This window comes from Streptomyces sp. NPDC050388 (assembly GCF_040655635.1).
Lineage (GTDB): Bacteria > Actinomycetota > Actinomycetes > Streptomycetales > Streptomycetaceae > Streptomyces.
The window spans coordinates 79,461-103,788 of sequence record NZ_JBFAKH010000019.1 but is presented as its reverse complement, the minus strand read 5'-3'; the positions used below and the strand labels follow the sequence as shown (position 1 = coordinate 103,788).

The window sequence follows — 24,328 nt, the reverse complement described above, 5'->3', positions numbered from 1 at the left end:
CCGAACGGCGCACGTGCCGGGGCACACGAGCCACAGGAGTCACCGACCGCACCGCCCGTATCCCGTGTCCCGCTCTTCCGGAGCCGGGATCAGGCCGCCGTCCGTGCCAGCCGCAGGGTGCGCTCCGCCAGCTCGCTGATGCGCACCCCGTCGAAGCCGAGGACCGCGCTGCGCACCGTGTCCCGGAGCGGGTCGCTCCACTGCTCTGGGACGGCCGACGCGCCGCACAGGACGCCGGCCACCGAGCCCGCCGTCGCCCCGTTGGAGTCGGTGTCCAGGCCACCGCGCACCGTCAGGGCGATGGTGCGGGTGAAGTCGCCGTCGCCGTACAGCAGACCGGCGGTGAGGACGGCGGCGTTCGGGACGGTGTGGATCCAGCCGAGGCCCGCCGTCTCCTCCTCGACCGTGGCGAGCGTGTCCTCCCAGGCCAGCCCGGCCTCGTGCAGGGCGCACACCCTGCGCACGGCGCGGGCCAGGCGGCAGCCCGCCGGGATCACCGTCAGCGCCTCGTCCACGGCGCGGCGCACCGTGGACGCCGTGAACGCCGCCGAGATCAGCGCCGCCGCCCACATCGCGCCGTAGACCCCGTTGCCGGTGTGCGACAGCACCGCGTCACGGCGGGCCAGCGAGGCCGCGCGGCGCGGGGCGCCGGGGGACGTCCAGCCGTGGATGTCGGCGCGGATCAGGGCGCCGATCCACTCCTGGTACGGGTTGTCGTAGGTGGCCGTCAGCGGTGGCCTGCGGCCGTTCGCGAGGTTCCGGTACGCCGCGCGTTCCGCGGTGAACGTCTGCAGGTACGGCAGCCGCAGCAGCCACAGGTCGCCCACCTGCTCGGTGCTGAAGCCGAAGCCGTGGGTCTCCAGCAGGTGCAGGCCGAGGATCGCGTAGTCGACGTCGTCGTCCCGGCAGCTGCCGTGGACGCGGCCGCGGACGCAGTACCGCCACTCGGGGCGCAGGTCGCGGCGGTCGCTCTCGGTGAGCGGTTCGGGCAGGTAGTCGTCGAGGGGGAGCGCCGCCGCCCGGCGCAGGTAGCGGTCGATGCGCTCACGGGTCCACACCTCGCCCTGCTCGACCGGCTTGCCCAGCATGTTGCCCGCGATCCGGCCCAGCCAGCCCCCGAGGACGCGGTCGGCGAGCCCCGGTTCCGTCTCCACAGCGGTCATGGGTCCGGTCTACCCGATTCCGGCCGCGGCCGCGCCTTCCCCGGCCGGGTGTCCGCCGGTCCGGGGGGCGACGCCGCGGCTGCCCGCCGGTTAGGGTCGCAGGGGCGCGCGACCGGCCTCGACACGCGTGAGGGACCCGGAGAGCAAGGGGATTGCGACAGTGGCGGACGCTGCAGTGAGCGGTACTCGATCAGCACGGTCGGCACAGCGGGTGCTCGTCGCCGCGGACAAGTTCAAGGGGTCGCTGACGGCCGTGCAGGTCGCCGAGCGGGTGACGGCCGGGCTGCGTCGGGTGGTGCCGGGCCTCGAGGTCGAGGCGCTGCCCGTGGCCGACGGCGGTGACGGCACGGTGGCGGCGGCGATCGCGGCCGGCTTCGACCGGCGGGAGGCACGGGTCACCGGCCCCGTCGGCGACGAGGTGACGGCGGTGTTCGCGTTGCGCGGCGACACCGCCGTGGTGGAGATGGCGGAGGCCAGCGGGCTCCAGCGGCTTCCGGACGGCGTACCGGCGCCGCTGACGGCGTCCACGTACGGTTCCGGCGAGCTGTTGCGGGCCGCGCTGGACGCGGGCGCGCGCACCCTGGTGTTCGGGGTCGGCGGCAGCGCCACCACGGACGGCGGTGCCGGCATGCTGGCCGCGCTGGGCGCCCGCTTCCTGAAGGCCGACGGTGAGCCGGTGGCACCGGGCGGCGGCGGCCTCGCCGAGCTGGCCTCGGCCGACCTGTCGGGCCTGGACCCGCGTCTGGGCCGGGTCGGGTTCGTGCTCGCCAGCGACGTCGACAACCCGCTGACCGGCCCGAAGGGGGCCCCGGCGGTCTACGGGCCGCAGAAGGGTGCCTCGCCGCAGGACGTGGAGCGGCTGGACGCGGCGCTCGGGCACTTCGTGCGGGTGCTGGAGGAGTCGGCCGGGGTGAAGGCCGCCGCGGAGTTCGCCGGTTCGGCGGGCGCGGGTGCGGCCGGCGGCATCGGGTTCGGCGCGCTGCTCCTCGGGGCCGGGTTCCGGCCCGGTATCGAGGTGATGCTGGACGTCCTCGGTTTCGCGCCCGCACTGGAGCGGGCCGACCTCGTGATCACCGGGGAGGGCTCGCTGGACGAGCAGACCCTGCACGGCAAGGCCCCGGCGGGGGTCGCCGCCGCGGCACGCGCCGCCGGCAAGGAGGTCGTCGCGGTGTGCGGGCGGCTCACCCTGTCGCCGGAGGCGCTGGGGCGGGCGGGGATCCGGCGGGCGTACGCGCTGACGGATCTCGAGCCGGACGTGGCGACGTGCATCGCGGAGGCGGGGCCGATCCTGGAGCGGACCGCGGAGCGGATCGCCCGGGACTTCCTGGGCTGAGGCCGCCGAAAGGCGAAGGGCCCCGAACCCAACCCTGGGTCCGGGGCCCTTCGCAGTGCCGTTACGACTGTGCCGCCCGCGCCTCGCGGCGGTTGTCGCGGAAGTTGTTCACCCGGCGGGCCGTGGCGAACAGCGGGATCACCGCGCCCAGCACCAGCTGCAGCGCGCACCCCGTCTGCAGCAGCAGCTGGCCGCTGGGGGCGTCGAAGGCCCACGCCGTCAGCATCCCCATGCTCAGCACGATCCAGGTCAGCATCGCCACCGCGAGGGGGCCCCGCGGCTTCGGGTACTCGACCCGGCTCACCATCAGCCAGGCGGTGCCCAGGATCGCCAGCACCGTCGCCACGAACGGCAGCTCCAGCAGCACGATCGAGACGACGGTCAGCGCGCCGAACGGTGACGGCATGCCCTGGAAGGTGCCGTCCTTGACCGTGACGCAGGAGAACCTCGCCAGTCTCAGCACCACCGCCAGCAGCACCACGATCGCGCCGACCGCGGCCACTCTCTGGTGCGCGTCGTCCGCGACCATGCCGTACACGAGGACGAAGTACGCCGGCGCCAGACCGAAGCTGATCAGATCCGAGAGGTTGTCCAGTTCCGCGCCCATCGGGGAGGAGCGCAGCTTCCGGGCCACCAGGCCGTCGAACAGGTCGAAGACGGCCGCGCACAGCATCAGGATCACGGCGGTGGCCGCGCTGTGGCGGGCCATGCCGGACTCCTGGCTGCCCGTGAGGTGCGGGATCAGGATGCCGGTGGTGGTGAAGTACACGGCCATGAAGCCGCAGGTGGCGTTGCCGAGGGTGAGGGTGTCCGCTATCGACAGGCGGAGCGAGAGGGGCATCTCCTCCTCGTCGTCCTCCTCGTCGGCGTCGGGCACCCAGCCGGCCTGTGTCTCAGGATCAATCACGGTCAATTCGAGTCACCCCTGCCACGGTCTTCTGCCCCACCTCGACGTCGATCTCGACGCCCTCGGGCAGGTAGAGATCCACCCGGGAGCCGAACCGGATGAGACCGATCCGGTCGCCCTGCTCGACCTTGGTGCCCTGAGGCACGTAGGGGACGATGCGGCGGGCCACCGCGCCGGCGATCTGGATCATCTCGATGTCACCGAGCTCGGTGTCGAAGTGCCAGACCACACGCTCGTTGTTCTCGCTCTCCTTGTTGAAGGCGGGAACGAAGCCACCGGGGACGTGCTCGACCGACGTCACCGTGCCGGCCAGCGGCGCCCGGTTGACGTGGACGTTGAGCGGGCTCATGAAGATCGCGACACGGGTCCGGCCGTCCTTCCACGGCATGATGCTCTGCACCACACCGTCGGCGGGCGAGATGACCCGGCCCCGGGCGATCTCGCGCTCGGGGTCGCGGAAGAACCACAGCATCCCCGCCGCGAGAGCGGTGGCGGGAACGGCTACGGCCTTGGCGGCACCCGAACGGCGGGCACGGACCAGGCTGACGGCTGCGGTGGCGACGGTCGGCAGAAGCCACGGCGATGCTCCGCGCGCGAGGCGTACACCGGCGAGGCTGTCGCGAGATGCAGAGGTTTTGCTGTGGGGCATGGATGACCTTCGTAGCGGATAGTGCCGCGCACTGACGGGGGACGGCGGCTTTCCGGCGATCGTAGCGGCTCCGGGTGACAACTGGGTAAGCCAGGCAGTCGAGTCGAAGGCCGGAGAGTGTTGACGGGGTGTGATCCGCTATTCCAAGAAAACACCCCGTATCCGGACATTCAGCCCTGGAATCGATACTCTTCGAGCAGTCGGCGGCCGATGATCATTTTCTGGATCTCGGCGGTGCCCTCTCCGATCAGCAGCATCGGGGCCTCCCGGTAGAGGCGCTCGATCTCGTACTCCTTGGAGAAGCCGTACCCGCCGTGGATCCGGAAGGCGTCCTCGACGACCTCCTTGCAGTACTCGGACGCGAGGTACTTGGCCATCCCTGCTTCCAGGTCGTTTCGTTCGCCGGAGTCCTTTTTGCGTGCGGCATTCACCATCATCGCATGCGCGGCCTCCACCTTGGTGGCCATCTCCGCGAGCTTGAACTGGATGGCCTGGTGGTGGGCGATCTGCTTGCCGAAAGTGTGACGCTGCTGGGCGTACCGGACACCGAGTTCGAAGGCGCGCTGGGCGACGCCGCAGCCACGCGCGGCCACATTGACGCGGCCGACCTCCACGCCGTCCATCATTTGGTAAAAACCGCGGCCGGTGACCCCGCCGAGCACCCGGTCCGCCGGAATCCGCAGGCCGTCCATGATGAGCTCGGTGGTGTCGACCCCCTTGTAGCCCATCTTGTCGATCTTGCCGGGGATGGTGAGACCGGGGCGGACCTCGCCGAAGCCGGGCTCCTTCTCCACCAGGAAGGTCGTCATCGACTTGTGGGGCGCCGTGCCCTCAGGGTGTCCTTCGTCACTGCGGACCAGAACGGCCACCAGGGACGACGTGCCGCCGTTGGTCAGCCACATCTTCTGGCCGTTCAGGACGTACTCCTCGCCGTCCTTGACCGCCTTCGAGGTGATCGCCGACACGTCCGAGCCCAGGGCCGGCTCCGACATGGAGAAGGCGCCGCGGATGTCGCCGGCCGCCATGCGGGGCAGGAAGTGGTCCTTCTGCTCCTGCGTGCCGTGCTGCTTGAGCATGTACGCCACGATGAAGTGCGTGTTGATGATGCCGGACACCGACATCCAGCCGCGGGCGATCTCCTCCACGCACAGCGCGTAGGTCAGCAGCGACTCGCCCAGACCCCCGTACTCCTCGGGGATCATCAGGCCGAACAGGCCGAGCTCCTTCAGGCCGTCGACGATCTGCTGCGGGTACTCGTCGCGGTGTTCCAGCTCGGTCGCGACCGGGATGATCTCCTTGTCCACGAAGTCGCGGACGGTGGAGAGGATCTCCTGCTGGATGTCCGTGAGGCCGTGGGTCTGGGCGAGACGGCTCATCTACTTCTCCTGGTCCTTCGGTTCGGAATCAGGGGTGCCGCCCCGCAGGGGCGTCGTTTGAGGGTGGTGGTGGGAGACGGGCGGGCGACCGGGCTGCTCGCCGCCGCGCTCCTTGACGTACGTCTCGGTGGGCACCATCACCTTGCGGCGGAAGACGCACACGAGTGTGCCGTCCTGCTTGTGGCCCCTGGTCTCGACGTGGACGATGCCCCGGTCGTTCTTCGACTTCGACGGCCACTTGTCGAGCACGGTCGTCTCGCCGTAGATCGTGTCGCCGTGGAAGGTCGGCGCCACGTGCTTGAGCGACTCGATCTCCAGGTTGGCGATCGCCTTGCCGGAGACGTCCGGGACGGACATGCCGAGCAGCAGCGAGTAGATGTAGTTGCCCACGACGACGTTCTTGCCGAAGTCCGTGGTCTGCTCGGCGTAGTTGCTGTCCATGTGGAGCGGGTGGTGGTTCATGGTGAGCAGGCAGAACAGGTGGTCGTCGTACTCGGTGACCGTCTTGCCGGGCCAGTGCTTGTAGACCGCCCCGACCTCGAACTCCTCGTAGGTGCGTCCGAACTGCATGGCGCTTACGCCTCCGGGATCTCGAACTTGCTGGTGCGCCGCATGCCGGCGGCGCGTCCCTTGCCGGAGATGACCAGGGCCATCTTGCGGCTGGCCTCGTCGATCATCTCGTCGCCGAGCATCGCGGAGCCCTTCTTGCCGCCCGCCTCGGACGTGTAGTAGTCGTACGCGTCCAGGATCAGCTCGGCGTGGTCGTAGTCCTCCTGGGAGGGCGAGAAGATCTCGTTCGAGGCCTCGACCTGCCCCGGGTGCAGCACCCACTTGCCGTCGAAGCCGAGGGCGGCGGCGCGCCGGGCGACCTCGCGGTAGCCGTCCACGTTGCGGATCTGCAGGTAGGGGCCGTCGATCGCCTGGAGGTTGTTGGCGCGGGCGGCCATCAGGATCTTCATCAGGATGTAGTGGTAGGCGTCCGCCGGGTAGCCGGGCGGTTGCTCGCCCACGACCAGCGACTTCATGTTGATCGACGCCATGAAGTCGGCCGGGCCGAAGATGATGGTCTCCACGCGCGGGGAGGCCTGGGCGATCTCGTTGACGTTGTTCAGGCCCTGGGCGTTCTCGATCTGCGCCTCGATGCCGATGCGGCCGACCTCGAAGCCCATCGTCTTCTCGATCTGCGTCAGCAGCAGGTCCAGCGCCACGACCTGCTGCGCGTCCTGGACCTTCGGCAGCATGATGCAGTCCAGGTTCGCCCCGGCGCCCTCGACGACCGTCACGACGTCGCGGTACGTCCACTCGGTCGTCCAGTCGTTGACGCGCACGACGCGGGTCTTGCCGGTCCAGTCGCCCTCGTTGAGGAACTTGACGATGGTGTGCCGCGCCTCGGGCTTGGCGAGCGGCGCGCAGGCGTCCTCCAGGTCCAGGAAGACCTGGTCGGCGGCCAGGCCCTGGGCCTTCTCCAGGAAGCGCGGGTTCGAGCCGGGCACCGCCAGACAGGAACGGCGGGGGCGGAGCCGGTTGACGGTCGTCATGCGGGGACCTCCAGGGGGTCGAGCTTGTTCGCGTTCCGGATCTCGTCGACGATCCGGCCGATGATGCCGGTGATGTCGAAGTCCTTCGGGGTGAAGACCGCGGCGACTCCCGCGGCCCGCAGTTCTTCGGCGTCACCGTTCGGGATGATGCCACCGGCGATCACCGGTATATCTGTGGCACCGGCCACACGGAGGCGTTCCAGCACGTCCGGCACCAGCTGGGCGTGCGAGCCGGACAGGATGGACAGGCCCACCGCGTGCACGTCCTCGGCGAGGGCGGCGTCCACGATCTGCTCCGGGGTGAGCCGGATGCCCTGGTAGACCACCTCGAACCCGGCGTCGCGGGCCCGCACGGCGATCTGCTCGGCGCCGTTGGAGTGGCCGTCCAGGCCGGGCTTGCCGACCAGGAACCGCAGCTTGCCGACGCCCAGGTCCTCGGCCGTCAGGTCCACCTTGCGGCGGACCTCGGACAGGGCCGAGCCCTCCTCGGCGGCGACCGCGACCGGCGCCGACGAGACGCCGGTCGGCGCGCGGAACTCGCCGAACACCTCGCGCAGGGCCCCGGCCCACTCGCCGGTCGTGGCGCCGGCGCGGGCGCACTCCAGGGTGGCCTCCATGAGGTTCTCGGTGCCGCGTGCGGCCTCCTTCAGCCTCTCCAGCGCCTTGCAGGGGCGCGGGTGGTTGAAGGGCGGCTGGTAGCGGGTGTCGCGCCAGTTCTGCAGCGCGGCGATGACGCGCGCCTCCACCGCCGGGTCGACCGTCTGGATCGCGGTGTCCAGGTCGGCGGTCAGCGGGTTCGGCTCGGTGCCCTCGAAGGCGTTGACGCCGATGATCTTCTCCTGGCCCGACTCGATCCGGGCCCGGCGCTCGGCGTGCGAGGCGACCAGCTGCGACTTCAGGTAGCCGGACTCGACGGCGGCCATCGCGCCGCCCATCTCCTGGATGCGCTCGATCTCCGCGAACGCCGACTCGACCAGCTCGGCGACCTTCGCCTCGATCACCTTCGAGCCCTCGAAGATGTCCTCGTACTCCAGCAGGTCGCTCTCGTGCGCCAGCACCTGCTGGATGCGCAGCGACCACTGCTGGTCCCAGGGCCGGGGCAGGCCCAGCGCCTCGTTCCAGGCCGGCAGCTGCACGGCACGCGCGCGGGCGTCCTTGGAGAGGGTGACCGCCAGCATCTCCAGCACGATCCGCTGGACGTTGTTCTCCGGCTGGGCCTCGGTCAGGCCCAGGGAGTTGACCTGGACGCCGTAGCGGAAGCGGCGGTGCTTGGGGTTCTCGATGCCGTACCGCTCGCGGGTGATGCGGTCCCAGATCCGGCCGAAGGCGCGCATCTTGCACATCTCCTCGACGAAGCGGACGCCCGCGTTCACGAAGAAGGAGATGCGGCCGACGACGTCACCCATGCGTTCCTGCGGCACCTGGCCGCTGTCGCGCACCGCGTCCAGCACGGCGATCGCGGTGGACATCGCGTACGCGATCTCCTGCACCGGCGTGGCGCCCGCCTCCTGCAGGTGGTAGCTGCAGATGTTGATCGGGTTCCACTTGGGGAGGCGGGAGACCGTGTACGCGATCATGTCCGTCGTCAGGCGGAGCGACGGCCCCGGGGGGAAGACGTGCGTCCCCCGGGACAGGTACTCCTTGACGATGTCGTTCTGGGTCGTGCCCTGGAGCTCGGTGATGTCCGCGCCCTGCTCCTCCGCGACGACCTGGTAGAGCGCCAGCAGCCACATGGCCGTGGCGTTGATCGTCATCGAGGTGTTCATCTGCTCCAGGGGGATGTCCTTGAACAGCCTGCGCATGTCACCGAGGTGCGCGACCGGCACGCCGACCCGACCGACCTCGCCGCGGGCGAGGACGTGGTCGGAGTCGTACCCGGTCTGGGTCGGCAGGTCGAAGGCGACCGACAGACCCGTCTGGCCCTTGGCGAGGTTGCGCCGGTACAGCTCGTTGGACGCCTCGGCCGTGGAGTGACCGGCGTACGTGCGCATGAGCCACGGCCGGTCCCGTTCCCTTCGCGCCTGCGGCGCGGTCTGACGCTCAGTCATCCGGCAGCCCTCAGATGTTCCGGAAGCGGTTGATGGCGTCGACGTGCCGCGCGCGCATCTCCTCGTCGCGCACGCCCAGGCCCTCCTCGGGGGCCAGGCACAGCACGCCGACCTTGCCCTGGTGGAGGTTGCGGTGGACGTCGTACGCGGCCTGGCCGGTGTCCTCGAGGGAGTACACCTTGGAGAGCGTCGGGTGGATCTTGCCCTTGGCGATGAGGCGGTTGGCCTCCCAGGCCTCGCGGTAGTTGGCGAAGTGGGAGCCGATGATCCGCTTCAGCGACATCCACAGGTAGCGGTTGTCGTACTGGTGGTCGTACCCGGAGGTCGACGCGCAGGTGACGATGGTGCCGCCCTTGCGCGTGACGTACACGGAGGCGCCGAAGGTCTCGCGGCCCGGGTGCTCGAAGACGATGTCGACGTCCTCGCCGCCGGTGAGTTCGCGGATGCGCTTGCCGAAGCGCTTCCACTCGCGCGGGTTCTGGGTGTGCTCGTCCGCCCAGAACTTGTAGTCCTCGGCGCTGCGGTCGATGATCAGCTCGGCGCCCATCCTCCGGCAGATCTCGGCCTTCTGCTCGCTGGAGACCACGCAGATCGGGGTGGCGCCGCCGGCCAGTGCGAACTGGGTGGCGTACGAGCCCAGGCCGCCGCTCGCGCCCCAGATCAGCACGTTGTCGCCCTGCTTCATCTGGGCGCCGTTGCGGGAGACCAGCTGGCGGTAGGCGGTGGAGTTGACCAGGCCCGGGGCGGCGGCCTCCTCCCAACTGAGGTGGCCCGGCTTGGGCATCAGCTGGTTGGACTTGACCAGGGCGATCTCCGCGAGGCCGCCGAAGTTGGTCTCGAAGCCCCAGATGCGCTGCTCGGGGTCGAGCATCGTGTCGTTGTGCCCGTCGGAGGACTCCAGCTCGACGGAGAGGCAGTGCGCGACGACCTCGTCGCCGGGCTGCCAGGCGTTGACGCCGGGGCCGGTGCGCAGGACGACGCCCGCGAGGTCGGAGCCGATGATGTGGTACGGCAGGTCGTGGCGCTTGGTGAGCTCGCTGACCTTGCCGTAGCGCTCCAGGAAGCCGAACGTCGACAGCGGCTCGAAGATCGAGGTCCACACCGAGTTGTAGTTGACCGAGGAGGCCATGACGGCCACCAGGGCCTCACCCGGGCCGAGTTCGGGCACGGGCACGTCGTCGAGGTGGATCGACTTGCGGGGGTCCTTGTCGCGGGTGGCGAGTCCGGAGAACATCTCCGTCTCGTCCTTGTGCACGGTGATCGCACGGTACGACTCGGGCAGCGGCAGGGCGGCGAAGTCCTCCGACGTGGAGTCGGGCGACTGGATCGCGGCCAGGATGTCCTTGACGGTCACGGTGTTGCCTCCGGCGATGAGCGGCCCTGATGAGGGAGGGGGCGCTGAGGATTACGTCGGTGCTGCTGAGGGTTCGAGGGGATGCCGTCGGTTCGGCGGGGGTGGTGCTTCGGCAGCGCTTTGTGGCGCGGGAGGTGCCTGTGACGCAGGCGTCCGGGCGGGCAGGCCGGAGAGGCTTGCTGGGACAGCCGGCGCACGAATGGTCTCTGCGCGCCGGCCGCCCGGACTCCTTCAACGTATGGCACGGCGTGACAGTCCGCAAGGCACTGGGTGCCAGAAATCGGTCTCAGATGAAATCTTTACGTGACAAATGAGCGATGATCGATCGAACGGTGTCCGGAGGGGGCGCCAAAAGGGGCTCTGGCATGGCAAAACGGCCACCCCGAGGGGTGGCCGTCGTCACAGTGGTGAGAGAGGCGCTCAGCGTGCGCCGGGGTTCTCTCAGCGCTCTTTGAGGGCTTGTTCGATGGTCCGCATCACCTCGTCGAGCGGGGCGTCGGTGCGGGCGACCGTCACCAGCACCTCACCCCGGTCGGACACCGACGCGGCGGGCGGCCTCGGGGGCGCGGCGCGGCGGCCCGCCATGATCCCGCTCCCGAAGGTCCTGCGGACGATCGAGAAGGCGTGGTCGAGCTCCGCCTCCACATCGCCCTGGCCGTCCGCCCTGAGCCAGCGCCGGAGCACATGGTTGTGCGCGGTGACCACGGCGGACGCCGCGACCTCCGCCAGCAGCGGCTCGTCGCCGGTGTCCTCGTCGTTCGCGTGCTCGTCGAAGTGGCCGAGCAGATAACGGGTGAAGAGGCGCTCGTAGCGGGCCACCGAGGCGATCTCCGCCTCACGCAGCGTGGGCACCTCGCGCGTCAACCGGTAGCGGGCGACCGAGATCTCCGGCCGCGCCGCGTACATCCGCATGACCTCCTTGATGCCGCGGCACACCGTGTCGAGCGGATGCTCGTGCGGCGGCGCGGCGTTGAGCACCGCCTCGGCGCGCACCAGGGTGTCGTCGTGATCCGGGAAGATCGCCTCTTCCTTGGAGCGGAAGTGCCGGAAGAAGGTGCGGCGGGCGACCCCGGCCGCGGCCGCGATCTCGTCGACGGTGGTGGCCTCGTACCCCTTGGTCGCGAACAGTTCCATCGCGGCGGCCGCCAGTTCCCGGCGCATCTTGAGCCGCTGGGCGGCTGCGCGACTGCCGGTGGAACGCTCCGGCGGTTCGGTCGTGGCTGGTGTACGGGCGGACTTGGCGGGCTGGGACATGCCCCGAACGTACTGCATGCGCGCGGCTCGGCGCGCGGGGCCGGCGGCTCCCCCGCCTTCCGGGGGCGGGGAAGCCGTGCGGCCCGTGGGCTGCGCGAACCGGCCGGGATCCAGCAGCCCGCCCCACTGGGCGGCGCCGCGGAACCAGTCGTCCAGGCGGTGCTGCTCAGCGCTTGACATATTCGCGGAAGCCACGGCCGGTCTTGCGGCCGAGGCAGCCCGCGGCCACCAGGTGCTCCAGCAGCGGGGCCGGGGCGAGCCCCGGGTCGCGGAACTCGCGGTGCAGGACCTTCTCGATCGCGAGCGAGACGTCCAGCCCGACGACGTCCAGCAGCTCGAAGGGGCCCATCGGGTAGCCGCCGCCCAGCTTCATCGCGGCGTCGATGTCGTCGAGGGAGGCGTAGTGCTCCTGCACCATCTTGACCGCGTTGTTGAGGTACGGGAACAGCAGCGCGTTGACGATGAACCCGGCCCGGTCGCCGCAGTCCACGGCGTGCTTGCGGATCGTCCGGCAGACCTCGCGCACCGTCGCGTGGACGTCGTCGGCGGTCAGCACCGTGCGGACCACCTCGACCAGCTTCATGGCCGGCGCCGGGTTGAAGAAGTGCATGCCGATCACGTCCTGCGGACGCGAGGTGGCACGGGCGCAGGCGATCACGGGCAGGGACGAGGTGGTGGTGGCGAGCACCGCGCCCGGCTTGCAGACCTTGTCCAGCGCGGCGAACAGCTGCTGCTTGACCTCCAGTTCCTCGGCGACCGCCTCGACCGCCAGGTCCACGTCGGCGAAGTCGTCGTAGGTGCCCGTCGGCCGGACGCGCTCGAGGGCCTGGGCGGCGGCCTCGGCGGTCATCCGCCCCTTGTCGACGGAGCGCGCCAGGGACTTGCCGATACGCGCCTTGGCACCCTGTGCCTTCTCTTCGCTGCGGGCGGCCAGGACCACCTCGTAGCCGGCCTTCGCGAACACCTCGGCGATACCGGAGGCCATGGTGCCCGAACCCGCCACCCCCACCGAGCGGACCGGCCGGCCCGCGACGGGGGAACCGCCCGCCAGGGGGGTCAGCGCGTCCCGCACGACGACGGCGCTGCCCGGTTCCTCGTACGTGTAGAAACCACGCCCGGCCTTGCGGCCCGTCAGCCCCGCCTCGCTCAGCTGCTTGAGGATCGGGGCCGGCGCGTGCAGCCGGTCGTGGGACTCCGCGTACATGGCCTCCAGGACCGTACGCGCGGTGTCCACACCGATCAGGTCGAGCAGCGCCAGCGGACCCATGGGCAGACCGCAGCCCAGTCGCATCGCCGCGTCGATGTCCTCGCGGGAGGCGTAGTGCGCCTCGTACATCGTGGCGGCCTGGTTGAGGTAGCCGAACAGCAGCCCGTCGGCGAGGAATCCGGGCCGGTCGCCCACCGCGACGGGCTCCTTGCCCAGGTCCAGGGCGAGGTCGGTGACCGCGGTGACGGCCTCCGGCGCGGTCAGCACCGAGGAGACGACCTCCACCAGCTTCATCGCCGGGGCGGGGTTGAAGAAGTGCAGGCCCAGCACGCGCTCGGGGCGGGCCGATTCGGCGGCGAGGCGGGTGACCGACAGGGCGTTGGTGCCGGTCGCCAGGATCGTCTCCGGCCGCACGACGGCGTCGAGTTCACGGAAGATCTGCTGCTTGATCCCGTACGATTCCGGCGCCACCTCGATCACCAGGTCGGCGTCGGCCGCCGCCGTGAGATCGGTCGAGGTGGTCACGCGGGCGAGGAGGTCCGTGCGCTCCTGCGCGGTGAGCCGTCCGCGCTCCACGGCGCGGGCGGTCGAGGACTCCAGGGTGGCGACGCAGCGCGCGGCCTGGGCCGCACTGATGTCGACGCCGACGACCTCGCGGCCGGCCTTGGCCAGGACCTCGGCGATGCCGGTGCCCATGGTGCCGAGGCCGACGACGGCGATGGTCCTGAACGGGGACGCGGGAGCGCCGGACTGGGGGGACAGGGGAGTGGCCATCGAGGGACTCCAGGAATGAGGGTGACGACGGAAACCGCGCCCGGATGCGCCGAGGGCGCACGGGGTGCGAGCGGAGTGCGGGTGATGCCGGGCTGCGAGCGCACACGCCCGGTGCCGTCGCGGCGGACGCGTGCACGCCCGGAAACGGCGGTCCGACCGGCCCTGTCCCGGGGCCGAGCCGTACTGCGGTACACGAGTACCGAACCGACTGCACTCACCGTGGCCGCGTCACCAGACCACAGTGAGGAGAAACAGAGTGCAGGAAACGAAAACACGAGTGGGTCACTCGCTCCTCTGAGCTTAACTTGCGGGTAACGAGCGCGCCAGCCCCCGGTGTTTGTGATGTACGTCCCGATCAACCCCCCGGGCGCCTAACCTCGGGTGCATGGACGAAGAGTTGCGTTCGCTCACGGAGCGCTTACGGGCCGAGGCGTCCGGTCCGGCAGCCCTCGACCGGCTCCTGGCGATCGAGGACCCCGATGCCCTGGCCGCCGTGCTCACCGAACCCGGGCAGCCGCTGTGGGCCAGGGAACTGGCCGCCTTCCGGCTGGGACTGGCGGGGGACCGGCGGGCCTTCGAGTCCCTGGTGCTCCTCCTCAACCACCGCGACCCCCCGCGCTGCGCCGGCGCCGCGTACGCGCTGGCCCGGCTCGGCGACCCGCGCACCGCCCGCGCCGCCGCCGCGCTCGCCACCAACGAACTCCGTGTCGCCTACGCCCTGCACCCGGTACGCCTGCTGGTCGAACTGCGCGCCCCGGAGGCGGTGCCCGCCCTGATCACCACCCTGCGGCGCAGGCTGCACCCCCATGACCCGTACCGCCGGGTCGCCCTCGCGTGCGTGGAGGGGCTGGGCGAACTCGGCGACGCCCGCGCCGAACCCGTCCTGAACGAGGCCCTCGCCCACCCGGCGCTGGCCGAGGCGGCGGTCCACGCCCTGGCCCGGATCCCCCGGCGGCGCCGGGCACCCGGCCCGCGCGTTCCCGGCCAGGGGTAGCGGGACCGACCGAGGGCGCCGACGTCGGCACGGCCCGGTCGGTCGGCCCGTCAGATGCTCAGCTGCGGAAGCCGAGCAGGCCGTGCAGGGTCGATCCGCGTGCCGTGCCCGGCGTCGCCCTCGACGTCCGCGGCGTCGGATCGGGCAGGGCTTCGCACACCGCGTCGGCCCGACCGTGACCGCGTGGCACGGTCCCGTCGGCCAGATACGCCGCCAGATGCCCGTCGAGGCAGGCGTTGCCGCTCAGCGTGATGCCGTGGTTGCCGCCGCCCTCCTCGACCACCAGGCTGGAGCGGGCGAGCAGCCGGTGGACCGTCACACCGCCCCGGTACGGAGTGGCCGCGTCGTCGGTGGCCTGGAACAGCAGCGCCGGCGGCAGCTTCCCGTTGGCGATGTCCACCGGCCGCAGCGACCGGGTCGGCCAGAACGCGCACGGTGCGTTGTACCAGGCGTTGTTCCAGGCCATGAACGGCGCCTTTTCGTGCACCTCCCTGTGGTCCTTGCGCCACTGCCGCCAGTCCCGCGGCCAGGACACGTCCCGGCACTCGACCGCCGTGTAGACGCTGTAGCCGTTGTCGCCCGCGGCGTCGACCGCGCCGAAGTCCTCGTACGTCTGGACCAGCGGCCCGGCGTCGGCGTCGTTCACATACGCCGCGAACGCCTCCGCCAGGTAGGGCCAGTAGCCGTTGTGGTAGCCGCCCGGGAGGAAGGTGTCCTCCAGCTCCGCGGCGCCCACCTTGCCGCCGGCGGGCTTCTCGGCCAGGGCCGCGCGCATCGCGTACCACTTGGCCTCGATCCGCTTCGCGTCGGTGCCGAGCCCGTACGTGGCGTCGTGTTCGGCGATCCAGCCCATGAGGGCGCGGTGGCGCTCGTCGAAGGCGCGGTCCTGGTCCAGGTTGGAGTCGTACCACACCTCTGTGGGGTCGACGATCGAGTCCAGGACCAGGCGCCGCACCCGCTCCGGGAACAGCTTGGCGTACACGGCGCCCAGGTAGGTGCCGTAGGAGTAGCCGAGGTAACTGAGCTTCTTCGCGCCCAGCGCCTGACGGACCACGTCCATGTCGCGGACCGTGCTGGTCGTGTTCACGTGCGGCAGCAGATCCGCGTACTTCTTGCCGCAGGCGTCGGCGAACGACTTCGCGCGCTCGAGGTTGGCCAGCTCCACCGCGGGTGTGCTCGGCACCGGGTCCGGCCGTACCGGGGCGAACTGGCCCGGCGCGCAGTCCAGTGCGGGCTTGCTCGCGCCCACACCGCGCGGGTCGAAGCCGATCACGTCGTACTGGGCGGCCACCTCCCTCGGCAGCGAGGCCGCGACGAACCCGGCGAGCGTCAGCCCGCTGCCGCCGGGGCCGCCCGGGTTCACCAGGAGAGGACCCTGGTACGTCTTCGCGGTGTGCGGTACGCGGGACAGCGCGAGCGTGATCCTCCGCCCGTCGGGACGGGCGTGGTCGAGCGGTACTTCGACGGACGCGCACTGCAGCGTCGGATGGCTCTTGGTACCGCACTCCTTCCACACCGGCTTCGCCGCGCGGAACGCGTCGGCGCCGCTCGGTGCGACCGCTTCGGCGGGCAGGGCCGTCAGGCTCCCGGCCATGACGGCGGCGGCACTGCACAGCACTGCTGCGCGTTTCCTCATGGGGCCTCCCAGGGCGGAGGGTCGGTGAACCGCGGGACTCACGGTTCACGCGGCATCGTCCCGGAACGCGCCCCCGGATGAACGTGTCCTACCGACTCTTGACCCGATCGGGTTGCCCGATGCCCTCGAACGCTCCTAAAGGAGCGAGAGTTGGGTCGGTCCGGACCCGGGAGACCCGGAGAGCGGCGGCCCGGCCGCCCCGGTGGGCCCGACGCGGTGGGGCAGCTCCGCGCGCGTGGGGCCGATGCCGTACTCCCGGGCCAGGTCGTGCACCTGACGGGTGACCCGGCGCTGGTACCACTTCGGGGCGTAGGCGCCCTCCGCGTACAGCCGCTCGTACCGGCTCACCAGGTGCGGGTGGTGCCGCCCGAGCCAGGACATGAACCACTCGCGGGCGCCCGGCCGCAGGTGCAGCACCAGCGGCGTGACGGAGGTGGCGCCCGCCGCGGCGACCGCCCGCACGGTGGCCCGCAGTTGCTCCGGGCGGTCGCCCAGGAACGGGATCACCGGCGCCATCAGGACCCCGCAGCCGATGCCGTGCGCGGCGAGCGTCCGCACGACCTCCAGCCTGCGTTCCGGTGCGGGCGTGCCCGGCTCCACCGTGCGCCACAGCCCGGTGTCGGTGAAGCCCACGGAGACCGAGACGCCGATGTCGGTGACCCGGGCCGCCTGTCGCAGCAGCTCCAGGTCGCGCAGGATCAGCGTGCCCTTGGTGAGGATCGAGAAGGGGTTCGCGTGGTCCCGCAGCGCGGCGAGGATGCCCGGCATCAGCCGGTAGCGGCCCTCCGCGCGCTGGTAACAGTCGACGTTCGTGCCCATCGCTATGTGCTCGCCCTGCCAGCGCCGGGCGGCGAGCTGACGGCGCAGCACGTCGGGCGCGTTCACCTTCACCACGATCTGGCTGTCGAAGCCGATGCCCGTGTCCAGGTCCAGATAGCTGTGCGACTTGCGCGCGAAGCAGTACACGCAGGCATGTGTGCAGCCCCGGTAGGGATTCACGGTCCACTCGAAGGGCATGCGGGAGGCTCCGGGCACCCGGTTGAGGACCGAGCGGGCGCGGATCTCGTGGAACGTGATTCCGGCGAACTCCGGTGTGTCGAAGGTACGGGTGGTCACCGCCTCCGCGCCGAACAGCGCGGCGTCGGCCCGGCTGTGTTCGGAGCCCGGTGTGAGGTTCTCCCAGCGCATGACACCTCCTCGGTAGCACTGGCCCACAGAATAGAACAAGTGTTCCCTTGATCGTGTGAACGACATCTTCGGTCACCCTCCCGATCAGTTCCGGACTCCCGATTTGAGGGGCCGGGTGAGGGGGTGATTGGCTTGAGCCGACCCCTTGAGCACCCTGAGAACTCATGTCCTGGAGGAAATCGATGGCGCAGGTCGAGGCCACTACGGAGCGGATCGTCGCGGCGGACGCGGAGACGGTGTTCGACGCCATCGCCGACTACAGCGGCACGCGCGCGAGGCTGCTGCCCGAGCAGTTCAGCGAGTACGAGGTCCGGGAGGGCGGCGACGGGGAGGGCAGCCTCGTCCACTGGAAGCTCCAGGCCACCAGCAAGCGCGTCCGCGACTGCCTCCTGGAGGTCACCGAGCCGAGCGACGGCGAACTGGTCGAGAAGGACCGCAACTCCTCCATGGTCACCGTCTGGCGCGTCACCCCGGCCGGGGAGGGCAGGTCCCGGGTCGTCGTGACCACCACCTGGACGGGCGCGGGCGGCATCGGCGGCTTCTTCGAGAGGACCTTCGCGCCCAAGGGGCTCGGGCGCATCTACGACGCACTGCTCGCCAAGCTGGCCGCCGAGGTCGAGAAGTAGCCGTCGCTTCAAGAGGTCGGTGACGAGGGGAGGTTGGCCCCTGGGCGCCTCTCCTCACCGGTTCGAGTGATCTCCGCACCGGCCTTCCGTATGCCGTAACTCGTCGCGCTTGCTCGTAGTTGTCGCTTTTACGCGGGAATTGTGTGGCAGCGCGACGAGGGGAGCGGCACGTGGGCGGCACCGGCGGGATCACTCTGACGCAGGACGAACCGGTCGCGGCGGCGGCCCCGTCGGCCGAGCGTCCGCCTCCGGAACGGGCCCACGGACCGGGTCCGGAGGCGGTCCCGGAGTACGGCCCGGAGTACGAAGCGGAACCCGGGGCGGAGCCCCCTCAGGGGCCGGTGGGCCCGGCGTTGAGCCGCCGCAGGGTGCGGCTGGTGTTCTTCGCGCTGATGCTGGCGCTGCTGCTCGCCGCCCTCGAGCAGATGATCGTCGCCACCGCCCTGCCGAAGATCGTCGGCGAACTGCACGGCCTGGACCGGATGTCCTGGGCGATCACCGCCTATCTGCTCACCGCCACCGTCGGACTGCCGATCTACGGCAAACTCGGCGACCTGTTCGGCCGCAAGGGCGTCTTCCAGTTCGCGATCGTCGTCTTCGTCGTCGGCTCCGCGCTCGCGGGCCGGGCGCAGACCATGGACCAGCTGATCGCCTACCGCGCGGTGCAGGGCGTCGGCGCGGGCGGACTGATGATCGGCGTCCAGACGATCATCGCGGACATCGTGCCCGCACGGGAACGCGGCCGGTTCATGGGCCTGATCGGTGCCGCCTTCGGCCTCGCCTCGGTCGCCGGACCGCTGCTCGGCGGCTACTTCACCGACCACCTGTCATGGCGCTGGTGTTTCTACTTCAACGTGCCCTTCGGCCTCCTGACCCTGGCCGTCGTCGCCCTGGTGCTGAAACTCCCCAAGCCCTCCGCCAGACCCCGGCTGGACGTCCTCGGCGCCCTGCTGCTGGCCGCGGCCTCCACCTGCCTCGTGCTGCTGACCAGTTGGGGCGGGACCGAGTACGCCTGGGACTCGCGCGTCGTCCTCGGCCTCGGTGCGGGCGGCGCTGCGGCCACCGTGCTCTTCCTCGTCGTCGAGCGCTTCGCCGCCGAACCCCTCATCCCGCTCCGGCTGTTCAGGGACTCCGTCTTCAACGTCACCGCCCTGGTGGGGCTGGTGATCGGCGTCGCCCTGTTCGGCGCGGCCAGCTACCTGCCGACGTACCTGCAGATGGTCGACGGTGCCACGGCCACCGAGTCGGGCCTGCTGATGCTGCCCATGATGGCCGGCATCGTCGGCGCATCCATCGTCTCGGGGCAGCTCATCAGCCGCACCGGCCGCTACCGGCGTCACCCCCTGCTCGGCGCCGTCCTCGCCATCGTCGGCATGTGGTTGCTGTCCCGCCTCGAACCCGGCACGCCCCGGTTGCACTACAGCATCTGGATGGCCGTCCTCGGCGCCGGCATCGGCATGGTGATGCCCGTACTGGTCCTCGCCGTGCAGAACTCCGTGCGCCCCGGCGACCTCGGCACCGCCACCAGCGCCAACAACTACTTCCGGCAGATCGGCGGCAGCGTCGGCGCCGCGGTCTTCGGCACCCTCTTCGCCGGCCGGCTCACCGACGCGCTCGCCGAACGGCTCCCGGCGGGGGAGGGCGCGGGGCTGCCCGACGCAGGGTCGATCACCCCGCAGCTCGTGCACGCGCTGCCGCCCGCACTGCGCGACCTCTACGTCCAGGCCTACGCCGACGCCATGCCGCGCATCTTCCTCTACCTGGTGCCGGTGCTCGTCCTCGGCCTGCTCATCACCTTCTTCCTCAAGGAGAAACCCCTGGTGTCCCACTACGCCCCCACCGCCGACCCGACAGCCGAAACACCGCACATGACGGCGCCCGTACCGCAAGCCCGGTCGCCGCACGCCGCGGGCATCGCCGTCTGCGGCACCGTCCAGCATCCGGACGGGACCGTGGTACCGCGCGCCGCGCTCACCCTCATCGACGTCGCCGGGCAGCAGATCGGGCGGGGCGCGAGCGGCGCCGACGGGCGGTACGCGCTGGCCACCCCCGGTCCGGGGTCGTACGTCCTGATCGCCGCCGCGGGCGGGCACCAGCCGCAGGCGGTCTCGGTGACCGTCGGCGAGCGGCCCGTCGAGCTGGACGTCGTCCTCGGGGGCGCGGGCCGCCTCGCCGGCTGTGTGCTCACCGCCGACGGTTCGCCCGTACGGGACGCCATCGTGACCCTGACCAACGTCCACGGCGAGGTCGTCGCCACCACCCGCAGCGGCCGGGAGGGCGGCTACGAGATCACCGAGCTGGTGGCCGGTGAGTACACCCTCGCCGCGAGTGCGCCCGCGTTCCGCCCGGCCGCGCTCCCCGTCACCGTCCAGGCCGCCCGGGAGACCCGTCAGGACGTCGAACTGGCCGGTGGCGCCGTGCTGCGCGGCACCGTGCGGGCCGGTGGCGGGCGGGCCGTGGAGGACGCGCGCGTGACCCTGCTGGACGCGGCGGGCAACGTGGTCGACACCCTCACCACCGGGCCGGACGGGACCTTCCGGTTCGTCGACCTGTCGTCCGGCGAGTACACCGTCATCGCCGCCGGCTATCCGCCGGTCGCCACCGTGCTCCAGGTCGCCGGGGGCGGCCGCACCGAACGGGACCTGCAGCTGGGCCACGAGGACTGACCACGGGCCGAACCCGGATGCGTACCCGGCGGGCAATTCCCGTATTGCCGCACATCGCCACCGGCCATGGCCGTACGGTGGTGACGGCGTTACAGATCTTGGGAGCCGTGGGGAGAGAGGGCCTGGGCCATGGACCGTGGCACCGAGCGGGGCGCACCGGCCGACCAGGGAGCCGAGGACGACGGGTCGGCCGAGGGCCTCGGGCTCGGCCGCATCCCGCTGGCCGTCGTCGTGGTGGACCGCGACGGGCTCGTCTCGCACTGGAGTACCGGAGCGCGGCGCCTGTTCGGGCTCGCCAAGGATGATGCCCTCGGCCGCTCCGCCGCCGATCTGCTGCCCGTCTCCGGGGCCCTCCCCGACGGCGGTGAGGAGGAGGGCGGGCCGGCCGCCCGGCACGATGCACACGGCTCGTACGGTTCATACCGTTCATACGCGGCCCATGACGGTCTCGGCCCTGGTCTCGAGTTCTCCCTCGACCAGGGCCTTTCCTATCCGGCCGCGGGCCGAGCCCGCCTCGCCGCCACCGCCGCCACCGCCGCCGTGTCCCGGTCCGGCCGGGTCGACGTGCTGTGGTGGGCCTACCCGCTGGTCGGCCCCGGGCGCGAGCGGCTGCTGGTGCTCGCCGCCGACGCGGAGGCGCTGCACGGCGAGGAGACGGAGGTGTTCGAGCGGATCGCCCCCGGATTCGCCCTGCACACCGACTTCCCCGGCTCCGCGGACCTGGCCCGCCGGCTCCCCGAGATCCTGCCCAGCATGAGCGTCGGAGAGAGCGCCCGCATCGTCGCCCAGATCCTCGAACTGGGCTATCCCGTACTTGAGTTCAGCCAGAACGACCGGGTGCCCGTCACCCCCGACTGGGGGGTGCCCCGGCGTGCCGGACGCAAGGCGCGCCGGGAGCGGGCGGCACGGGCCCACGCGGCCGGCCGACCGGTGCCCGAGGAACTGCGGGAGGAGGGCGAGGACCTCGAGTACGCCGCCGTCCGCGAGCACCTGGAGTTCCTCAACGAGGTCAGCTCCCGGATCGGCACCTCCCTCGACCTGTCGCGGACCATCGTCGAGGTCAGCAAGGCCGTGGTGCCCCGCTTCACCGACGTCGCGGGCACCTATCTGCGCGAACAGGTCGTCGCCGGCGAGGGGTTCGACGAGGGCGTGCCCGACACCACCACCATGTGGCACCGGGTCGCCCTCGAGCACACCGACGAACCCGGCCGCTGGGACGACGTCGTGCCCGTCGGCGAGGCCATGCCCTTTCCGGCCCACACGCCGTTCTTCCAGTGCATGACCACGGGCGAGCCCGTTCTCGTGCCGCGCATCACCGAGGAGATGGGCCACGCCATCGCCTCGCAGTTCGAGAAGCGCGACATCCGCCCGCTGATCACCGGCCGTTCCATGTTGGTCGTGCCGCTGAAGGCGCGCAATGCCGTGCTCGGCTTCATGATCCTGCTGCGCCACCCGGAGCGGCGGGACTTCAACGACACGGACCGGGTCACCGGCGCCGAACTCGCCGCCCGCGCGGGCCTGGTGCTCGACAACGCGCGCATGTACACGCACCAGGAGAACGTCGCCGAGACGCTCCAGGAGAGCATGCTCCCGCACATCCCGCCGCGCATGGCGGGCTGCGACATCGCCACCCGCTATCTGCCGGGCACCCTGCTCGGCCGGGTCGGCGGCGACTGGTTCGACTCGGTGAAACTGCCCGGCGCCCGCACCGCGTTCGTCGTCGGCGACGTCATGGGCCACGGCCTGAACTCGGCGGCCATGATGGGCCAGTTGCGGACGGCCGTGCAGACCATGGCGGCGCTGGACCTGCCGCCCGCGCAGCTGCTGCGCAACCTCGACGACCTCGCGCAGCGGCTCGGCGACGCCTACCTGGCGACCTGCCTGTACGCCGTCTACGACCCCGTCGCGGGCGAGCTCCACCTCGCCAACGCCGGACACATCCCGCCGGTCCTGGTCCGCGCGGCGGACGGCCGCAGCGAACTGCTCGCCCTGCCCACCGGCGCCCCGATCGGCGTCGGCGGAGTGCCCTTCGAGGCGGTACGCGTGCGGGTGGAGCCCGGCGACCGGCTGGTGATGTGCACGGACGGGCTGGTCGAGGTGCGCGGCGAGGACATCGGTGTCGGCCTCGCCGCGCTGTGCGAATCCGCAGCCCACCCGGCCGCGTCCATGGACGACGCCTGCGACACCATCATCCGCGCCCTCGCCGTGACGTTCTCGGAAGCGGGGCGCGGAGGCCGCAAGGACGACGTGGCCCTGCTGATGGCACGTCTGGGCGGCATCGAGCCCGACCACGTCGCCGAGTGGCGGCTCGTCCCCGACCCGTCGGAGGTCGCCCGGGCCCGCGCCATGGTCCGCGAGCAGCTGCACGAGTGGGGTGTGGGCAAGCCGGCCGACCACGCCGAGTTGATGGTCAGCGAACTCGTCACCAACGCCGTACGGCACGCCCACGCCCGGCCCGTCGCCCTGCGCCTGGTCCGTGGTGACACCCTGCTGTGCGAGGTCGAGGACGACGACCACGAACTGCCGACGCTGCTCGACGCCGAGCCGACGGACGAAGCCGGACGCGGACTGCGTGTGGTCAGCACGCTCGCGCGGGAGTAGGGCACCACCCGGACCACCTCCGGCAAGACCGTGTGGTTCGAGCTGGCCCTGCCGCACCGCTGACCCTGCCCCGCCGCTGAGTCGGCGCGAACGAGGCGTGAAGGAATGCGCCGTGTGCTTGTCCGCGCGCCCCGGCGCGCGATACACCGTACTGGTCCGCCCCACGGGCGGGTTCGCTTCACACCCCTGGGAGTCGGGCATGAGCGTGACCAGTCGGTACCGGGAGGCCTGGGAGGGTTTCTGGCGGGAGGTGCCGGACGAGCGGGGTGCCGTGTTCTGGGACGCGGAACCCGCCCTGACCGTCGCCCGTCACCTGGCCCTGTTCGAACCGCATCTGTCCGACCCCGGTCTGCCCCTGGTGGACCTGGGCTGCGGCAACGGCACCCAGACCCGCTTCCTCGCCGACCGTTTCCCGTACGTGCTCGGCGTCGACCTGTCCGCCGCCGCCCTGGAGCACGCCCGTGCGGCCGATCCGGCCGGCCGGGCCGGGTACCGGCAGCTGGACGCCGCCGAGAAGGACGAGCCGCAGGGGCTGCACACGGAATTCGGCGACGTCAACGTCTACGTGCGGGGCGTGTTGCACCAGTGCGAGGCCGACGACCGGCAGCCCGTGGTGGACGGCATCGCCACCCTGGTCGGCGAGCGCGGCCGTGTTTTCCTCGTCGAACTCTCCGGGGCCGCCGGGCTCGTGCTGCGCGACCTGGCGGCCTCGCCGGCCGGGCCGCCGCCCAAGCTGGCGTCGGTCCTCCGGCACGGCATAGCACCCGGCAAGGTGGCGGACGAGGCGGTACCGGAGTTCCTGACGGCGGCCGGGCTGACCCTCCTGGCGACCGGCACCCTGCCCCTCACCACGACCGAGTACACGCCCGAGGGCACCCGTGTGGAACTGCCGTCCGCCTGGTACGTGGCGGGGCGCGCCGCATGACATGGAGGTCGGCGGGGGTGCGGGCCGAGTTCCCGTCCCGTCATTGGTCTGGGCCGGTGAGAGTTTTCCACAGGCCTGGCCGCGCTTCG

The 24,328-nt window shown here is 71.3% G+C and carries 17 protein-coding genes and 1 pseudogene; 6 read left to right on the top strand and 12 right to left on the bottom strand.

The genetic code is table 11. From position 1 onward, the window contains the following. Positions 1-89: 89 nt before the first annotated feature. Complete coding sequence (locus tag AB0I73_RS13825; protein WP_363036923.1) at positions 90-1,163, bottom strand: ADP-ribosylglycohydrolase family protein; 1,074 nt, start codon at positions 1,161-1,163, stop codon at positions 90-92. A gap of 160 nt (positions 1,164-1,323) precedes the next feature. Between AB0I73_RS13825 and AB0I73_RS13820 the strand changes: the two genes are divergently transcribed. After that, complete coding sequence (locus tag AB0I73_RS13820) at positions 1,324-2,496, top strand: glycerate kinase (protein ID WP_363036921.1); 1,173 nt, start codon at positions 1,324-1,326, stop codon at positions 2,494-2,496. 61 nt (positions 2,497-2,557) lie between these two features. Here the strand turns inward: AB0I73_RS13820 and pssA are convergent, their stop codons facing one another. The 9 genes from pssA to AB0I73_RS13775 all read right to left on the bottom strand — a co-directional run bounded on the left by pssA (position 2,558) and on the right by AB0I73_RS13775 (position 13,603). After that, positions 2,558-3,373 (bottom strand): CDP-diacylglycerol--serine O-phosphatidyltransferase, encoded by an 816-nt coding sequence (pssA, locus tag AB0I73_RS13815; protein WP_363036964.1) that lies wholly within the window; start codon positions 3,371-3,373, stop codon positions 2,558-2,560. Positions 3,374-3,395: 22 nt separating this feature from the next. Then, entirely contained in the window at positions 3,396-4,052 is a 657-nt protein-coding gene (locus AB0I73_RS13810) for a phosphatidylserine decarboxylase (protein WP_109376283.1), read from the bottom strand. A 170-nt stretch (positions 4,053-4,222) separates the two neighbouring features. Then, positions 4,223-5,428, bottom strand: coding sequence for an acyl-CoA dehydrogenase family protein (locus AB0I73_RS13805; RefSeq protein ID WP_363036919.1), 1,206 nt, complete (start codon positions 5,426-5,428; stop codon positions 4,223-4,225). After that, complete coding sequence (locus AB0I73_RS13800) at positions 5,429-5,998, bottom strand: MaoC family dehydratase (RefSeq protein ID WP_363036917.1); 570 nt, start codon at positions 5,996-5,998, stop codon at positions 5,429-5,431. Positions 5,999-6,003: 5 nt separating this feature from the next. After that, complete coding sequence (locus tag AB0I73_RS13795; protein WP_363036915.1) at positions 6,004-6,966, bottom strand: CoA ester lyase; 963 nt, start codon at positions 6,964-6,966, stop codon at positions 6,004-6,006. Then, positions 6,963-9,014, bottom strand: a complete 2,052-nt coding sequence (locus tag AB0I73_RS13790; protein ID WP_363036913.1) for a protein meaA — start codon at positions 9,012-9,014, stop codon at positions 6,963-6,965. The genes AB0I73_RS13795 and AB0I73_RS13790 overlap by 4 nt, the downstream gene beginning before the upstream one ends. Positions 9,015-9,024: 10 nt before the next feature. Further along, a complete protein-coding gene (gene ccrA / locus AB0I73_RS13785; RefSeq protein WP_363036911.1) occupies positions 9,025-10,368 on the bottom strand; it encodes a crotonyl-CoA carboxylase/reductase in 1,344 nt (447 codons plus the stop codon). Positions 10,369-10,809: 441 nt separating this feature from the next. Further along, on the bottom strand, positions 10,810-11,622 hold the full coding sequence (locus tag AB0I73_RS13780) for a TetR family transcriptional regulator (RefSeq protein WP_109376645.1): 813 nt from the start codon (positions 11,620-11,622) through the stop codon (positions 10,810-10,812). A gap of 166 nt (positions 11,623-11,788) precedes the next feature. Next, positions 11,789-13,603, bottom strand: a complete 1,815-nt coding sequence (locus AB0I73_RS13775) for a 3-hydroxybutyryl-CoA dehydrogenase (protein WP_363036909.1) — start codon at positions 13,601-13,603, stop codon at positions 11,789-11,791. A gap of 385 nt (positions 13,604-13,988) precedes the next feature. Here AB0I73_RS13775 and AB0I73_RS13770 point away from each other — a divergent pair, with 385 nt between their 5' ends. Then, positions 13,989-14,597, top strand: a complete 609-nt coding sequence (locus AB0I73_RS13770; protein ID WP_363036907.1) for an adenylosuccinate lyase — start codon at positions 13,989-13,991, stop codon at positions 14,595-14,597. Positions 14,598-14,655: 58 nt separating this feature from the next. Here AB0I73_RS13770 and AB0I73_RS13765 read toward each other — a convergent pair whose 3' ends face one another. Together AB0I73_RS13765 and AB0I73_RS13760 are read right to left on the bottom strand one after the other, a co-directional pair. Continuing rightward, positions 14,656-16,233, bottom strand: coding sequence for an alpha/beta hydrolase (locus AB0I73_RS13765; protein ID WP_363036905.1), 1,578 nt, complete (start codon positions 16,231-16,233; stop codon positions 14,656-14,658). A 135-nt stretch (positions 16,234-16,368) separates the two neighbouring features. Further along, complete coding sequence (locus AB0I73_RS13760; RefSeq protein WP_363036903.1) at positions 16,369-17,421, bottom strand: Rv2578c family radical SAM protein; 1,053 nt, start codon at positions 17,419-17,421, stop codon at positions 16,369-16,371. 182 nt (positions 17,422-17,603) lie between these two features. Here AB0I73_RS13760 and AB0I73_RS13755 point away from each other — a divergent pair, with 182 nt between their 5' ends. The 4 genes and pseudogenes from AB0I73_RS13755 (at position 17,604) to AB0I73_RS13740 (ending at position 24,239) form a co-directional block, all read left to right on the top strand. Beyond that, positions 17,604-18,047, top strand: coding sequence for an SRPBCC family protein (locus AB0I73_RS13755; protein WP_109376293.1), 444 nt, complete (start codon positions 17,604-17,606; stop codon positions 18,045-18,047). A gap of 170 nt (positions 18,048-18,217) precedes the next feature. Continuing rightward, positions 18,218-20,713: a DHA2 family efflux MFS transporter permease subunit gene (locus AB0I73_RS13750; protein WP_363036901.1), complete on the top strand. Its 2,496-nt coding sequence runs from the start codon at positions 18,218-18,220 to the stop codon at positions 20,711-20,713. 129 nt (positions 20,714-20,842) lie between these two features. Continuing rightward, positions 20,843-23,377 (top strand): annotated as a pseudogene (locus AB0I73_RS13745) (SpoIIE family protein phosphatase). A gap of 136 nt (positions 23,378-23,513) precedes the next feature. Beyond that, positions 23,514-24,239: a class I SAM-dependent methyltransferase gene (locus tag AB0I73_RS13740; RefSeq protein WP_363036899.1), complete on the top strand. Its 726-nt coding sequence runs from the start codon at positions 23,514-23,516 to the stop codon at positions 24,237-24,239. The last annotated feature ends 89 nt before the right edge of the window (positions 24,240-24,328 follow it).